The organism is Micromonospora sp. NBC_00362, assembly GCF_026342155.1.
Classification (GTDB): domain Bacteria; phylum Actinomycetota; class Actinomycetes; order Mycobacteriales; family Micromonosporaceae; genus Micromonospora; species Micromonospora hortensis.
In genome coordinates this window covers 110,614-125,037 of sequence record NZ_JAPENH010000001.1, presented here as the reverse complement: position 1 = coordinate 125,037, position 14,424 = coordinate 110,614, and the positions used below count along the sequence as shown (strand labels likewise).

The window sequence follows — 14,424 nt, the reverse complement described above, 5'->3', positions numbered from 1 at the left end:
CGAGTCGGGTGTTTCGGCACCGTCGGGCGAACGGTCACGTGGTGTTCGGGCGCACTGTGATGGCCACCATCGATTCGACGACGGACTGGTCCTGCGTGGGCGGCGAGACCAGTGACGGAAACCTGTGTCGATGAGCCGGCCGGGGCGCCGCCGGCACATCGCGTCCTCTGGGGTTCGCCCGCGGCGAACGTGGTCGACGGGGTGACCAGCGGTGGCGCGTCGTGGCGGCGTACGGGTTGCCGTGGACCCCTTTCAACCAGTTCGTGCCGAGTGGCGGGAGCCCCTTCATGACAAGACGTAGACCCATCCTTGGACTGCTCGCGACGGCGGCGGCCGTCGTCGTGACAGTGAGCGCGGGAGCACTGGCCGGTGGCGCGAGCACCACCGCGTCGGCCGCGAACATCGGAGTGGCCGCAGCGACCGCCGGGTGCGGCAAGGCGCCCACGTTGACCAGCGGCCAACGGTCCATCCAGAGCAGCGGCCAGAACCGTAGTTTCATCCTGAGGATTCCTGACAACTACGACAGGAACCACGCCTACCGGTTGATCTTCGGTTTCCACTGGAACGGCGGCACCGCCAACGACGTCGACGGCGGTGGGTCCGACGGGGCAGCCTGGTCCTACTACGGGCTGCGGCAGCAGGCGAACAACAGCACCATCTTCGTCGCCCCCCAGGGCAACGGCAACGGCTGGGCCAACCCAGGCGGCCAGGACGTCACCTTCGTCGACGACATGATCAGGGTGATCGAGGCAGACCTCTGCGTCGAGACCACGCAACGCTTCGCGCTCGGCTTCAGCTACGGCGGCGGCATGAGCTACTCGCTGGCCTGTTCCCGACCAAGCGTCTTCCGCGCTGTCGCTGTCTACTCCGGCGGGCAGCTCAGCGGGTGCGGCGGCGGCACCCAGCCGGTCGCGTACATGGGGATCCATGGCATCGGGGACGCGGTGCTCAACGTCTCGGCCGGACGGTCCCTGCGCGACACGTTCGTGCGGAACAACGGGTGCACCGCACAGAGCCCACCCGAACCGAGGGCGGGCAGCCTGACCCACATCACCACCACCTACTCCGGCTGCCGGTCCGGCTATCCGGTGGTCTGGGCCGCCTTCGACGGCGGGCACACCCCCGGCCCGGTGGACGGCGGCGGCGACAGCGGAGCCAGGACGTGGACCAAGGGCGAGGTGTGGAGGTTCTTCACCCAGTTCGGCGGCAGCACCGACCCGACGACGCCGCCACCGACCACCCCGCCACCGAGCGGCACCTCGGCCCTGCGCAGCACGTCCTCCGGACGCTGCCTCGACGTCAACGGCGCCTCGCAGACCAACGGCGCGGCGGCGATCATCTGGGACTGCCACGGTCAGAGCAACCAGAGCTGGACCTCGACCGCCGCTCAGGAGCTGCGCGTCTTCGGCGGCAAGTGCCTCGACGTCAACGGCGCCGGCACCGCGAACGGCAGCTCGGTGATCATCTGGGACTGCAACGGGCAGTCCAACCAGAAGTGGCGGCTCAACACCGACGGCTCGATCACCGGAGTTGGTTCGGGCCGGTGCCTGGACATGGTCGGCAACGGCACTGCCAACGGCACGCGCGTCCAGATCTGGGACTGCACCGGCGCGGCCAACCAACGATGGAGCCGGAGCTGAGCCCGGCGAGGTTCCCGGGACGGGGACCGGCCCAACAGATGTTCCACCACCCACAAGGAGGCTCAACAGTGCCACTTCGCAGACTCTCCGCCCCCTGGCTGGGGGCAGCCATGGCGGTCATGGTTCTGATCGCCGTCGGAATGTACGTCCTCGCGACCGTCGCGCCGGCGGCGGCGGCCACCACCGCCGGCTGCGGCAAGGCGCCCGGACTGAACAGCGGCACCCACACCATCCAGAGCAGCGGGAAGAGCCGCAGCTTCACCCTTCGGTTGCCGGACAACTACAACAACACCTACGCCCACCGGCTGGCCTTCGGGTTCCACTGGTTGGGCGGCACCGCCAGCCAGGTCGCGGGCGGCGGCTCCGACGGAGCCGCGTGGGCCTACTACGGCATGCTCTCCCAGTCGAACAACACCACGATCTTCGTCGCCCCGCAGGGCCTCAACAACGGTTGGGGAAACTCCAACGGTGAGGACGTCACCTTCACCGACGACATGATCCGCATGATCGACAACGCTCTCTGCGTCGACACCACCCAACGTTTCTCGGTCGGGTTCAGCTACGGCGGCGCGATGAGCTACTCGTTGGCGTGTTCCCGGCCGACGGTGTTCCGTGCGGTCGCGGCAATCGCGGCCCCGGGGGCGATCAGCGGATGCAGCGGTGGCACCCAGCCCGTGGCGTACCTGGGCATCCACGGCATCAACGACAACATTCCCAGCGGACGGTCGCTTCGCGACAGGTTCGTCCGCAACAACGGATGCGCCGCACAGAGCCCACCCGAGCCGAGGGCTGGGAGCCTGACCCACATCACCACCGCGTACTCCTGCCAGCCCGGATACCCGGTGCTCTGGGCCGCGTTCGACGGCGGCCACCAGCAGGGCCCGGTGGACGGGTGCGCCGGCTGTGAGAGCGGCGCGCGAAGCTGGGTCAAGCAGGAGGTGTGGCGGTTCTTCACACAGTTCGGGTCGGACGTGCCGCCCACCACTCCCCCGCCGACGACCCCGCCGCCCGGCCAGCAGAACGTGCAGATCGTGGGAAGCCCGTCCGGCCGGTGCATCGACATCCCCAACTCCAGCACCGCCAACGGCGCCCGCCCGCAACTGTGGGACTGTCACGGTGGCACCAACCAGCGCTGGACCCACACCGCCAACCGCACCCTGACCGTCTATGGCAACAAGTGCCTGGACGCCAGCGGCGCGGGCAGCAGCAACGGCACCGCGGTCCTCATCTGGGACTGCAACGGCCAGGCCAACCAACAGTGGAATCTGAACTCCAACGGCACCATCACCAGCGCCCAGTCCGGGCTGTGCCTCGACGCCATCGCCTCCGGCACGGCCAACGGGACACAGCTTCACCTCTGGGCCTGCCACGGCGGGGCCAACCAGCAGTGGGCCAGGCGCGCCTAGTACCGCACCACCCGCCATGTCGGAGACGCGCCGCTCGGGTCCTGTCCCGGGCGGCGCGTTGCCGTCAGGCGGTGAAGCGGCGCAGACCGAGACGTGCGCGGTGACGATCCGCCAGCTGACGGGCAGGCGTATCCAGGCCCGGGTCCGCCGACCGGATCCGGCGAGGATCGCGGCCCGATCGAACCCGCTTGTCGCTGATGAGGGCCACCACCGCGCGGTCAGGCTCGGTGGGATGGGGCACCGATGGCCAGCACAGCGGTGTCGTCGGTGAGTCCGGTGCCGAAGGTATCGAGGAGAGCGGTGACGGCGGTGACGGCTGCGGCGGCGGTCGTGGGGGCGAGAGAGCGGGCAAATCGGGCGAGAGCCGCCGCTCCGTAACGGCCGTCGACGGTCTCACTGCCGACGGGACGAGCCTCGGTGAGTCCGTCGCTGTAGAGGAGGAACGTGTCGCCAGGGTTCACCACCACTGTGGTGTTGGTGTATCGGGAGTCCGGGAAGGCCCCCACGATCCGGCCCTTCGTGGGGTGGTAGTGGATCGAGCCGTCGGCCCGCAGTAGCAGCGGCTCCGGGTGCCCACCACTGGCGATGACAGCGGTGAAGCCGCCGACGGCCGTCGTGGGTGTGAGGATGCCGAACACGACCGTGCAGTAGCGGGCGTCCTCGCGGTATTCCTGCCAGAGCACCGTGTTGAGGTTGCGCAGCGCGGCGGCGGGGTCGGGGTCGTAGACGGTTGCGGCCCGCAACGTGTAGCGGGCCAGGGCTGTGACGGCAGCCGCTTCGACGCCCTTGCCGCTGACGTCGCCCAGGAAGAACCCCCAGCGGCCGTCGACGAGGGGGAACAGGTCGTAGAAGTCGCCGCCGACATGGTCGGTGGAGGCCGCCCGGTAGTACGCGGCGCTGTCCAGTCCGGGTGGAGTCTGCAGCACGGCGGGGAGGAGACTGCGTTGGAGCTTGCCGACGAGGTGCCGTAGCCGTTCGTCCTCGCGCTCGGCGGCCTTGCGGGCATCGAGGAGCTCTCGTTCGTAGGCACGGCGCATTGTGGCGTCGAAGATCGCCGTCCGGATGAGTTGGGGTTGACCCTCGCTGCCGGCCTTGACGATCGACGTGACGAGGACCGGCATCCGGGAGCCGTCCTTGGTACGGAGTTCGAGGGACACACCGCCGATCTCGCCCTGCATGGCCAGAATCGGCGCGAAGTGGGTCTCGTGGTAGATCCGGCCGCCACCGGTGAGGAGATCGCTGAAGCGGCGCTGACCGACGAGTTCCTCGCGGCGGTAGCCGAGCCACGTCAGTAGGGTGCCGTTGATTTTGGCGATGGTGCCGTCCAGGAGGGTGGACAGGTGCCCGCAGGGCGCGTTCTCGTACAGGTCTTCGAGGTCGTCTTCCAGCAGGGCGGGGAACCCTGCTTCACTCGGCCGGGCACTCCTGTCCTCGCCGGGACGTTGGCCGTGAGGGTCGTGCCCCGCAGTGGCGGTCATCGGTAGGCGGCCCGGCAAAACGACGTGATCGCCGCGGCGGTGGCCTCCGGCGCGCTCAACTGGGGGCAATGCCCTGTCGCATCCACGGTCACGAGCCGACTTCCGGCTATCTGCGCATGCACGAACGCGCCGACTTCGGGCGGCGCGATGGCGTCCTGAGCACATTGCAGGATCAACGTGGGAACGCTCACCGCTGCGAGATCCGCACGGTTGTCGGACAGGAACGTCGCACGGGCGAACACCTGCGCCATCGCGGGATCCGTCCGGCAGAAGCTCGCCGTCAGCTCTTCACCCAGCTCCGGCCGCTCCGGGTTGCCCATGATCAACGGTGCCATGCTCGACGACCAGCCGAGGTAGTTGCTCTCGAGTGAACCGAGCAGGTCGTCGATGTCGTCGCGGGTGAAACCACCTCGGTAGTTTTCGTCATCGATGTAGCACGGTGAGGGGGTGACCAGGACAAGCGCGGAGAAGCGGTCCGGTTCGCGGTTCGCCGCGAGGACCCCGATGCTCGAACTGACCGAATGCCCCACGAAGACCGGTTGCTGGAGGTCGAGGTCCCGGCAGATGTTCAGCACGTCGTCGGCGTAGCCGTCCAGGGAGGAGTACCGGTCAGCGTCCCAGGCCGCCGGATCGGCTTGGCCTGATCCGACGTGATCGAACAACACCAGCTGGGCCCACTGTCCGATTTCGGCTGCCACGTGGCGCCACATGTGCTGGTCGCAGCCGAAGCCGTGCGCGAGCACAACGGTAGGGCCGCCCTCACGACCGGTCACCACCACGTTGTTGCGGTCGCGTACACGCATTCGCCTATTTTCCATCACACGCATCCCCGTACCAAATGTTGTTTCACCTGGGCGAACGTCGTCGCACGAACGACCTGGCAGACCCGATGGGCGATGATCACCAGGATCGGCAGGTGAACCGCTCCGTGCTGGCGATGGCCGGCACGGCGGCGGACAATTCGTGTCCTATCCGTTCGACCTTCGCCGTCGCCAGGACCTGTGCCACGCCGAGGGCCGCCAACGCCGGACGGATCTCGGCCACCGCGCCGCCCGAGGGGACCGGCCCGGCCCAGAGCGCCCCGGTGCCGGGGCCGGTTGACGGGTGGCCCCCACCACGCCGGTGCCACCGGCCCGAAGAGCAGGACCGATGGCGTGGTGGAGGCGGTCGGGCCTCGACCCCGGTCGCGAAGTGGGCCGCGCCGACCAGAACCAGAGCCGCGCCCACCACAGCGCCTGCACCCCTCAGGTAGGGCCACTCCCCCGATCGGCGCTCCCCAACCGAGAAGGGGACCACCGACCCGCGTTGGCCACCGGGATGTTCAGGTCTATCCCGGCGCTGCTCACCGCCAGCAGGTAGCTGACGCACGGAGCGGCGGCGCGCAGAGCCAACGTCACCTCGGCAGACTCCGCCGCGCGCTGTGTTCGCAGCAGGGCGCTGATGCCGTGGGCGCTGAAGAACGTCACCCCGGAGAGGTCGAGCACCAGACGAGCGGGTCGCCGGGTGATCACGTGTTCGGCCATCTCACTGATGAGATGAGCGGTGCTCATGTCGACCTCGCCGGAAACGACGATCAGTCGTGCGTGTCGATCATTGCGCAGGTCGAGCGTCATGATCGGTTTGGCGGGCCGAGCGTCCTGCCGAGTGGGCTGAGCGTGCTGCCGAGTGGGCTGTTCGAGGATGGACATGACGCCTCCCGATCTGGTGCATCGGTGAGTCGGACCCTCCCGCGGCGACGAGGCGCGGACGGCGGACCTGGGCGCATGTCTTGACCCGCGAACCACCCTACCCACGATTTTCGCCGCCGACACCATTCGAGCGGTGGGCGAACCTCGATCCGGCGGCGATGGCGGGAATCCCCGAAGAGGTGCCGCTCGTCCGGTTTGGTCCGCCGGCCCGGGGTAGGGCACATGCTGAAGGGCGGTCGAGGCGAGGAGGCGACGGTGGCGGACGCGACGGTGGCGGACCTGGTGGTGGCTCGGTTGGCCGACTGGGGCGTGGACCGGGTCTTCGGCTACTCCGGGGACGGTATCGATGGGGTGATGGGGGCCCTGCGTCGGGCCGGTCGACCGGAGTTCGTGCAGGCCCGGCACGAGGAGACGGCGGCGTTCATGGCGTGCGGGCACGCCAAGTACACCGGCGCGCTGGGGGTGTGCCTGTCGACCCAGGGACCGGGCGCTGTGCATCTGCTCAACGGCCTCTACGACGCCCGGCTGGACTCCCAGCCGGTGCTCGCCCTGGTCGGCCAGCAGGTGACGTCCGTGCTGGGTAGCGGCTACCAGCAGGAAATCGACCTGGTACGTCTCTACGGCGACGTGTGCGCACAGTTCGTGCAGACCGCGTACACCCCGGAGCAGTTGCCGATGCTGCTCGACCGGGCGATCCGCACCGCTCTGGCGACCCGTAGCCCGACCTGTGTGATCCTGCCGCACGACGTGCAGACCGCCCCGGCCCCGGACCTCGGCGCACAGGAGCACGGGATCATGGTGACCAACCCGGGGTTGCCGGTGCCCGAGCTGCGGCCCCGCGCCGATGATCTGCGGGCCGCCGCGAACCTGCTCGACGCCGGGGAGCGGGTGGCGATCCTGGTGGGGCAGGGTGCCCGAGCCGCCGCCGACGAGGTGGTCGAGCTGGCCGAGGCCCTCGGCGCCGGCGTGACGGCGTCGCTGCTGGGCAAGCCGGTGCTGGACGAGGCGCTGCCCTTCCACACCGGCGTGATGGGCCACCTGGGCAGCACCGCCAGCAGCATGGTGATGAGCGAGTGCGACACCCTGCTGATCGTCGGCAGCAACGATCCCTGGTCGGAGTTCTACCCGGCGCCGGGGCAGGCTCGGGCGGTGCAGATCGACATCGACGGTCGACGCCTGGGGATGCGCTACCCCGTGGAGGTGCCCCTGCTCGGTGACGCCGCCGAGACCATCCGGGCGCTGCTGCCGCTGCTCACCGCCCGGCCCGACCGGAGCTGGCGTCAGCGCGTCGAGGGCGAGGTGACCCGCTGGCGGGACATCGCCCGGCAGCGGGCGACCGCTCCTGCCGAGCCGGTGAACCCGCAGTACGTCCTGCACGCCCTCACCGACCGGCTACCCGCAGACGCGCAGGTGGCGGTGGACGTCGGGTCGGTGACCTACTGGTACGCCCGGCACCTGCGGCTGCCCGCCGGTGTGGACGCGCACCTGTCCAGCACCCTGGCGTCGATGGGCTCGGCGCTGCCGTACGGGCTGGCCGCGAAACTCGCCACCCCGCACCGACCGGTGGTGGCACTCGCCGGGGACGGGGCGATGCAGATGAACGGGCTGGCCGAGTTGCTGACCGTCGCGCACCGGTGGCGGGACTGGGCGGATCCCCGGTTCGTCGTGCTGGTGTTGCACAACCGCGACCTGGCCGAGGTGAGCTGGGAGCAGCGGGAGATGGAGGGCGATCCCCGCTTCGTCGACTCTCAGCGCCTGCCCGATGCTCCGTACGCCCGGTGGGCGGAGCTGCTGGGCCTGCGCGGCGTCCGGGTCACCAGCCCGACCGAGGTCGACAAGGCCTGGGACGAGGCCCTGTCGGCGGACCGGCCGACGCTGATCGAGGCGATCGTGGACCCGGCGATCCCGCTGCTTCCGCCCGCGCAGCCCTACGAGAAGGTCGCCACCATGTACGAGGCGCTCGGTCGGGAGGACACCGACCTGGGCCGGCGGGCGCTGGCGCACCTGCGCCGGGAACGGGCCACCGAAGGCTTCGACGATCCGCGGTGACACCGGGCAGGCATGACGAACAAGCTTCGGGAGAAGGATCCTGAGCAGGCGCGGAGCGGCACGAGCGACAGGGGGAACGTGATGGGCCGAGTGGGGCGCTCCGCGCACGCGTTCACCGGCGGCGCACTGGCGGTGGTGCTCGCCGGGCTGGTCGCACTCGTCACCCACCAGCCGTGGCTGTTTCCCAGTCTGGGGCCGGCGGTGATGTTGCACGTGGAGAAGCCGGCGTCGCCGGAGTCCTCGCCGCGCAACACGTTCATCGGGCACGGGGTGGCCCTGCTGGCCGGTTACCTGTTCCTGGTGGCCTGCGGGCTTGCCGACGAACCCTCGGCGCTCCAGGAGGGGGTGACCGGGATGAGGATCGTGGCGGTGGCCGGGTCGCTGGCGGTGACCGCATCGGTGCTGGTGCTGCTGAAGGCGTCGCACGCCCCGGCGGGCGCGACGACACTGATCGTGAGCCTGGGCCTGCTCCGTACCCCGACCCAGTTGCTCGTCGTGGCCGGCGCGGTGGTGCTGGTCACGGTCGTCGACTGGCTGTACGGACGGGTGTCGGGCCGGCCGATGCCACTGTGGGCGGCGCCCGCGCCGTCACCGGAAGGGGGACATCGTGGTGGATCGGATCGCCGACCCGTGGGGTGAGCGGACCCCGTACGGGCCGGGACAGCAGTGGCCGGTGCGGGTGGACCGGTACCTGGCCGACGGCCGGACCGACGCCGACGTGGACCGGTGGGTGCAGTCGGCTTCGGTGCTGCACTCCAACGGCGACGCGCTGGACATCGCGGTCGGCGACGGGCGGATCGTCGGGGTGCGCGGTCGGGCTGTGGACCGGATCAACCGGGGGCGGGTCGACCCGAAGGACCTGTACGGCTGGCAGGCCAACCACAGCCCGGACCGGTTGACCCGACCGCTGGTCCGCGACGGCGGCCGCCTGGTCGAGGCGGACTGGGAGACGGCGATGGGCCGGATCGTGGCCCGGTCGAAGGAGCTCCTCGACGGGCCGGGTGGGTGGGGGCACTTCGGCTTCTACACCAGCGGGCAACTGTTCCTGGAGGAGTACTACACGCTCGGTGTGATCGGTAAGGCCGGTCTGGGCACGCCGCACATGGACGGCAACACCCGTCTCTGCACGGCCACCGCGGCGGCGTCGATGAAGGCGAGCTTCGGCACCGACGGGCAGCCCGGCTCGTACACCGACGTGGACCACTGCGACGCGATCGCGCTGTGGGGGCACAACGTCGCCGAGACGCAGACGGTGCTGTGGATGCGGATGCTGGACCGACGCCGTGGCCCCAATCCCCCGGCGATGCTGGCGGTGGACCCGCGCGCCACCCCGGTCGCCCGGGAGGCCGATCTGCACCTGGCGGTGCGTAACGGCACCAACGTGGCCCTGATGAACGGCCTGCTCCGGGAGATCATCCGACGCGGTTGGTACGACAACGACTACGTCGACGCACACACGTTGGGTTTCGAGGAGCTGTGCCGGATCGTCGACGGCTACCCGCCGTCGCGGGTCGCCGACATCTGCGACGTGCCGGCCGCCGACGTGGAGCGCGCGGCCGAACTGCTCGGCACCTCGCAGCGGTTGCTGTCGACGGTGTTGCAGGGCTTCTACCAGTCGAACCAGGCCACCGCCGCCGCCTGCGCCGTCAACAACCTGCACCTGGTCCGCGGCATGATCGGCCGGCCGGGCGCCGGGATCTACCAGATGAACGGTCAGCCCACCGCCCAGAACAACCGGGAGACCGGCGCCGACGGCGACCTGCCCGGCCTGCGCAACTGGGACAACGAGCGGCACGTCGAGGAGCTGGCCCGGCTATGGAACGTGGACGTGGACACCATTCCGCACTGGGCGCCGCCGACGCACGCCATGCAGATCTTCCGGTACGCCGAGCAGGGCTCGATCAAACTGCTCTGGATCTCCGCCACCAACCCGGCCGTCTCGCTGCCGGAGCTGCACCGGATCCGGCAGATCCTGACCCGGCCGGAGCTGTTCGTGGTGGTCCAGGACCTCTTCCTCACCGAGACCGCCGAGCTGGCCGACGTCGTTCTGCCCGCCGCCACCTGGGGCGAGAAGACCGGCACGTTCACCAGCGTCGACCGGACCGTGCACATCTCCGACAAGGCCGTCGACCCGCCCGGGGAGGCCCGCTCGGACCTGGACATCTTCCTCGACTACGCCCGCCGGATGGACTTCCGCGACCGCGACGGCCAGCCGCTGATCGAATGGAGCGGGCCGGAGGAGGTGTTCGAGGCGTGGAAGGAGTGCTCCCGGGGTCGGCCGTGCGACTACACCGGCATCACCTACGAGAAGCTGCGCGGCGGCTCGGGCATCCAGTGGCCCTGCACCGACGAGCACCCCGACGGTACTGAGCGTCTCTACACCGACGGACGGTTCCACACCGACCCCGACTACTGCGAGACGTACGGTCACGACCTGGCCACCGGCGCGGAGTTCACCGAGGCGGAATACCAGGCCAAGGAGCCGGACGGGCGAGCGTTCCTGCACACCGTCGACTACCAACCCTCACCTGAGGTGCCCGACGACGAGCATCCGCTGCTCCTCACCACCGGCCGCACCGTCTACCAGTTCCACACCCGCACCAAGACCGGCCGCGCCCCGCAACTCAACCAGGCGGCACCGGACGTGTGGGTGGAACTCAACCCCGCCGACGCGGCCCGGTTCGGCATCGTCGAAGGCGACCTGGTCGGCGTCTCCTCGGCCCGCGGCGCCATCCAGGCCCGCGCCCGGCTCTGCGGCATCCGGCCCGGCGTGGTCTTCCTGCCGTTCCACTACGGCTACTTCGACCAGGACCCCGCCGACCGCACCCCGCGGGCGGCGAACGAGCTGACCATCACCGCCTGGGACCCGGTGTCCAAGCAGCCCCTCTTCAAGGTCGCCGCCGTCGCGGTGACGAAACTCGCCGACGGGCGGGGCGTACCCTCGCCGGCGCCGACCGTCGGCGGCAGCGCACCACCGGCGGACGCTGACGTGCCGCCCACAGTTGGTGGGCCGGCGGCCGAGGCCACCAGCGGGAAGGAGTGAGCCGTGCATCTCGCCCACTACCTCGGTCTCCTGCACCGCGCGCAGGTCAATCTCGCCGACGCGTTCCGGCAGGTCGCCGAGGCGCACGCCGAGGAACCCGACATCGAGCACCTCTGCCAGCAGCAGGCGAAGCGCTGCGACGCGCACGCCGAACAGCTGCACCCGTTCGTGGTCCGCTACTCCGAGGACGCCCCCGACGAACCCGACCGGTTGCACTCGCAACTGTTCACCGGCACCCGCACCGGCGGCATCGGCCTCCTGCGGGACCTCCAGGACCTCTACCTGATGGCCGCCGAGTGCGACATCACCTGGACCGTCGTCGGCCAGGCCGCCTACGGCGCCCGCGACAAGGACTTGCTCACGGTAGTGCAGCGCTGCGAGGGAGAAACGGCGATCCAGCTCAAGTGGCTGCGTACCCGGATGAAGGCCGCCGCGCCCCAGGCGCTCGTCGTCGCCGACTGACGGCACCCGGTTCCGACCCCCTCGTCGAGGCCACCGGGCTGCCGACGACCCGCGGGCGGGTCACCGTCGACGAGTACCTGACGGTGCCCGGCCACCCGGAGATCCTGGCCTGCGGCGACGCCGCCGCCGTACCCGACCCGGCCCGACCCGGCGAGATCACCCCGATGACCGCCCAACCGCGCCCGCACCGCCGCCGACTGGCTCTTCGCCGCGATCGGATCCCGGCCGAGCCTGCAACTCGGCCTGGTGCCCGACGCCGCCGTTCCCCTGGACACCGCGGCCCCGGAACTCGCGCGCCGCTGACCTGTCCCCGGTGGCCGGTGCGGGCCGGTTGACAGGTATGGAACGCGAGCCGCCCCGCCGCCGAGAGGCGGCGGGGCGGGCCAACTGGCGCCTCGTCGGGTCACTCGCCGCCGGCGGCTCTGTCACTGTCGGCCTCGGCGTCCGCCGCGCCGGTCGGGGTGCCGTCGCCGTCGCGGGTGGCGTGGGACAGGTCCACGTCGGCACCGGTCCGGGCGGCGTCCACCTTCGCGTCGTCCGCGCCGACGATCTCCCCGGCGGGACCGGCGCCCGCGCCCTCGTCGTCGATCAGCCGTCCGGCGTCGGCCAGTCCGACCGGTACGTACCTGGGATCGGTCATCTCGTCCTCCTCGGGGGTTTCTGCTCGCCCCCTACCGCTACCCCCAGGTGGTTTCCACACACCCCGGCCCGCTACTCCTCCGGGACGCGCGGGCCGACCTCTCCCCGCCTCAGGTGCTCCGCGTTGCGGTCGGCCTCGCTGTCGGCGTGTGCGGCCCCGGAGCCGGGATCCGTCGTCCGACGCCCCTCGGCGTCCTGATACACAGCGCCGGTCTCGAGGGCTCTCTCCTGCTGACTCTGCTCGGGCGTAGTCATGGATTCCCCCTACCCTCCGGGTTCACCAGCAAACGGTCCCGCCGGTGCTGCCGTCGCGCTGCTCTTGCGCACGGTGGGCCGACGTATCGGGTACCGCACCAACGGTCTGCTACCGCTGTGGGCGGCGTGCGTTCTCGACCATCGCCGAGGCGACGTCGCGGACCTTGCGGTTGCTGTCCTGCGACATTTTGCTCAGGATGGCGAAGGCCTGCTCGGGGGTGCAACGACGCTCGCCCATGATGATGCCCTTGGCCTGTTCGATGACGGCGCGGTTCTCCATCGCCTTCTGCATGTGCCCGGCCAGGGTGGCCTGGGTTTCGTACAGGTGGGCGTTGGCCAGGCCGACGGCGGCGAACCCGGCGAACGTCTGAGCGATAGCGATCGCGTCGTCGTCGAAGGCGTTCGACGTGGTGGCGTAGATGTTCAGCGCACCGGTCACCTGCTCGTGCACGGGCAGCCCGACCGACAGGGAGCTGTGCGCGCCGGCCTGGGCCCAGCCGGGCCACCGCTGCTCGCTGCCGGTGTCCGGCACCATCAGGCTGGAGGTGCTCTCAGCGGCCTGCAGGCACGGGCCGTAGCCACGTTCGTACTGCTTCTCGTCCAGGGCACGGGCGAGCTCGCCGGTGAACGCGGCGGTCTGCGGCTTGTTGCCGTGCAGCAGGGTGACACTGACCTCACTGGCCCCCGGGATCGTGCGCTTGGCCAGCTGCGCGATTCTGTCCAGCAGGGCGTCGAGGTCAACGTCCGCGAGTCGAATCCGGCCGAGCTCGGCGAACGCCTCGTGCGGGTCCATGGGTTCGACGTGCGTCATCAAAGCGTCCTTAACGAGGGCGCGTGTCACCACCAGCCGCCTGGGGTGGGGTGGAGTGCGCGGATCGCTGCAGGACTCCGCAGGCGGAGTCCGGGATCCGCGCCGCTTCTTGACGCTGGTCTCGACGACGCCCATCGAAGGCGCCGTGCCACAGGTCTCCAGCCTACCCGTACCGGAACGTCGGGCGGGCATCCACGTCCTGCGGTGGCGGCGTGCCGCCCCTCGCGACGATCGGCGGCGGTTCCCGAAGGCGCGTACGCTCGGGGTCTGTAGTCGACGCCTCCAACCGTCGACCGAACCATCGTCAAGCAGCGGCGTAGGTCTAGGACCCCTCCGGAGCGGGGGCTGCAGCGACCTACGCACGCCGGCCCCGCCGAGGGCGCCGGTGAGGTGCCCTTTCCACACCCCGGCGTGTACCGGCGGCCTCGCCCTGACCCTCGACGAGTCGCAGTACGCGCTGGGCGAAGGCCCGTGCCTGCAGGCCGCACGTGCCACCACGATCGAGTCCGTCAGCGACATGGCAACCGAGAGCCGGTGGCCGGGTTGGACCGTCGGCGCGCTGGGGGCAGGAGTCCGCAGCTCCCTGTCCATCGGGTTGCCGGCCCGCGCCACGGGCGGCGGGGCGCTCAACCTCTACGCCACCGACCCCCACGTCTTCGACGCCGCCACCGTGGCGGTGGCGCAGGTCTTCGCCAGCTACGCCACTCTCGCCATGGCCAACGACCATCTCAACGACGCCCAGGTGACCCTCTCGCAACACGTGAGCGCCGCCCTGGACAGTGAAGCCGTCATCGAACAGGCCAAGGGGATCATCATGGGCGAGCGGCGCTGCACCCCCGAGCAGGCCTTCGCCGGCCTGACCACGATGGCGCGCGACACCAACCGAACCGTCCGCGAGGTTGCCCACGCCATTGTGGAGCACACCGCCGAAACGGCCGGACAGTAGCCAACGG

General features: G+C 70.4%; 13 protein-coding genes. 7 read left to right on the top strand and 6 right to left on the bottom strand.

From position 1 onward, the window contains the following. The first annotated feature begins 287 nt into the window (after positions 1-287). Positions 288-1,640, top strand: a complete 1,353-nt coding sequence (locus OG992_RS00550) for a ricin-type beta-trefoil lectin domain protein (RefSeq protein WP_266301939.1) — start codon at positions 288-290, stop codon at positions 1,638-1,640. Between the two features lie 119 nt (positions 1,641-1,759). Further along, the gene (locus tag OG992_RS00545; RefSeq protein ID WP_238684390.1) at positions 1,760-3,046 is read left to right on the top strand and encodes a ricin-type beta-trefoil lectin domain protein; all 1,287 of its coding nucleotides are present in this window, start codon (positions 1,760-1,762) and stop codon (positions 3,044-3,046) included. A gap of 218 nt (positions 3,047-3,264) precedes the next feature. Here the strand turns inward: OG992_RS00545 and OG992_RS00535 are convergent, their stop codons facing one another. The 4 genes from OG992_RS00535 to OG992_RS00520 all read right to left on the bottom strand — a co-directional run bounded on the left by OG992_RS00535 (position 3,265) and on the right by OG992_RS00520 (position 6,212). Continuing rightward, the gene (locus OG992_RS00535; RefSeq protein ID WP_266301938.1) at positions 3,265-4,524 is read right to left on the bottom strand and encodes a PP2C family protein-serine/threonine phosphatase; all 1,260 of its coding nucleotides are present in this window, start codon (positions 4,522-4,524) and stop codon (positions 3,265-3,267) included. Next, positions 4,521-5,327 (bottom strand): alpha/beta fold hydrolase, encoded by an 807-nt coding sequence (locus tag OG992_RS00530; protein ID WP_266301937.1) that lies wholly within the window; start codon positions 5,325-5,327, stop codon positions 4,521-4,523. Before OG992_RS00530 ends, OG992_RS00535 begins: the two co-directional genes overlap by 4 nt. Before the next feature lie 97 nt (positions 5,328-5,424). Continuing rightward, positions 5,425-5,568: a hypothetical protein gene (locus OG992_RS00525; protein WP_266301936.1), complete on the bottom strand. Its 144-nt coding sequence runs from the start codon at positions 5,566-5,568 to the stop codon at positions 5,425-5,427. A gap of 200 nt (positions 5,569-5,768) precedes the next feature. Next, positions 5,769-6,212, bottom strand: a complete 444-nt coding sequence (locus tag OG992_RS00520) for an STAS domain-containing protein (RefSeq protein ID WP_266301935.1) — start codon at positions 6,210-6,212, stop codon at positions 5,769-5,771. A 222-nt stretch (positions 6,213-6,434) separates the two neighbouring features. Here OG992_RS00520 and OG992_RS00515 point away from each other — a divergent pair, with 222 nt between their 5' ends. From OG992_RS00515 to OG992_RS00500, 4 genes are read left to right on the top strand one after another with little or no spacing between them, the layout of a single operon-like run. Continuing rightward, complete coding sequence (locus OG992_RS00515) at positions 6,435-8,261, top strand: thiamine pyrophosphate-requiring protein (RefSeq protein WP_266301934.1); 1,827 nt, start codon at positions 6,435-6,437, stop codon at positions 8,259-8,261. A gap of 12 nt (positions 8,262-8,273) precedes the next feature. Further along, a complete protein-coding gene (locus tag OG992_RS00510) occupies positions 8,274-8,900 on the top strand; it encodes an HPP family protein (RefSeq protein WP_266301933.1) in 627 nt (208 codons plus the stop codon). Further along, positions 8,869-11,304, top strand: a complete 2,436-nt coding sequence (locus OG992_RS00505) for a molybdopterin oxidoreductase family protein (protein ID WP_266301932.1) — start codon at positions 8,869-8,871, stop codon at positions 11,302-11,304. Before OG992_RS00510 ends, OG992_RS00505 begins: the two co-directional genes overlap by 32 nt. 3 nt (positions 11,305-11,307) lie before the next feature. Beyond that, positions 11,308-11,766 carry a hypothetical protein gene (locus tag OG992_RS00500; protein ID WP_266301931.1) on the top strand — a complete coding sequence of 153 codons (459 nt, stop codon included), beginning with the start codon at positions 11,308-11,310 and terminating at the stop codon, positions 11,764-11,766. Between the two features lie 403 nt (positions 11,767-12,169). Here OG992_RS00500 and OG992_RS00495 read toward each other — a convergent pair whose 3' ends face one another. Both OG992_RS00495 and OG992_RS00490 read right to left on the bottom strand, forming a co-directional pair. Then, positions 12,170-12,406: a hypothetical protein gene (locus OG992_RS00495; RefSeq protein ID WP_266301930.1), complete on the bottom strand. Its 237-nt coding sequence runs from the start codon at positions 12,404-12,406 to the stop codon at positions 12,170-12,172. Positions 12,407-12,769: 363 nt separating this feature from the next. Continuing rightward, on the bottom strand, positions 12,770-13,471 hold the full coding sequence (locus OG992_RS00490; RefSeq protein ID WP_266301929.1) for a GAF and ANTAR domain-containing protein: 702 nt from the start codon (positions 13,469-13,471) through the stop codon (positions 12,770-12,772). Between OG992_RS00490 and OG992_RS00485 the strand changes: the two genes are divergently transcribed. After that, positions 13,452-14,417, top strand: coding sequence for a GAF and ANTAR domain-containing protein (locus tag OG992_RS00485; protein ID WP_266301928.1), 966 nt, complete (start codon positions 13,452-13,454; stop codon positions 14,415-14,417). The genes OG992_RS00490 and OG992_RS00485 overlap by 20 nt on opposite strands. Positions 14,418-14,424 lie beyond the last annotated feature (7 nt).

Coding starts and splice junctions, on each gene's coding strand:
- OG992_RS00550 (WP_266301939.1), top strand. CDS start 288: ATGACAAGACGTAGACCCATCCTTGGACTGCTCGCGACGGCGGCGGCC.
- OG992_RS00545 (WP_238684390.1), top strand. CDS start 1,760: ATGGTTCTGATCGCCGTCGGAATGTACGTCCTCGCGACCGTCGCGCCG.
- OG992_RS00535 (WP_266301938.1), bottom strand. CDS start 4,524: ATGACCGCCACTGCGGGGCACGACCCTCACGGCCAACGTCCCGGCGAG.
- OG992_RS00530 (WP_266301937.1), bottom strand. CDS start 5,327: ATGCGTGTACGCGACCGCAACAACGTGGTGGTGACCGGTCGTGAGGGC.
- OG992_RS00520 (WP_266301935.1), bottom strand. CDS start 6,212: ATGTCCATCCTCGAACAGCCCACTCGGCAGCACGCTCAGCCCACTCGG.
- OG992_RS00515 (WP_266301934.1), top strand. CDS start 6,435: ATGCTGAAGGGCGGTCGAGGCGAGGAGGCGACGGTGGCGGACGCGACG.
- OG992_RS00510 (WP_266301933.1), top strand. CDS start 8,274: ATGACGAACAAGCTTCGGGAGAAGGATCCTGAGCAGGCGCGGAGCGGC.
- OG992_RS00495 (WP_266301930.1), bottom strand. CDS start 12,406: ATGACCGATCCCAGGTACGTACCGGTCGGACTGGCCGACGCCGGACGG.
- OG992_RS00485 (WP_266301928.1), top strand. CDS start 13,452: ATGGGTTCGACGTGCGTCATCAAAGCGTCCTTAACGAGGGCGCGTGTC.
- OG992_RS00490 (WP_266301929.1), bottom strand. CDS start 13,471: ATGACGCACGTCGAACCCATGGACCCGCACGAGGCGTTCGCCGAGCTC.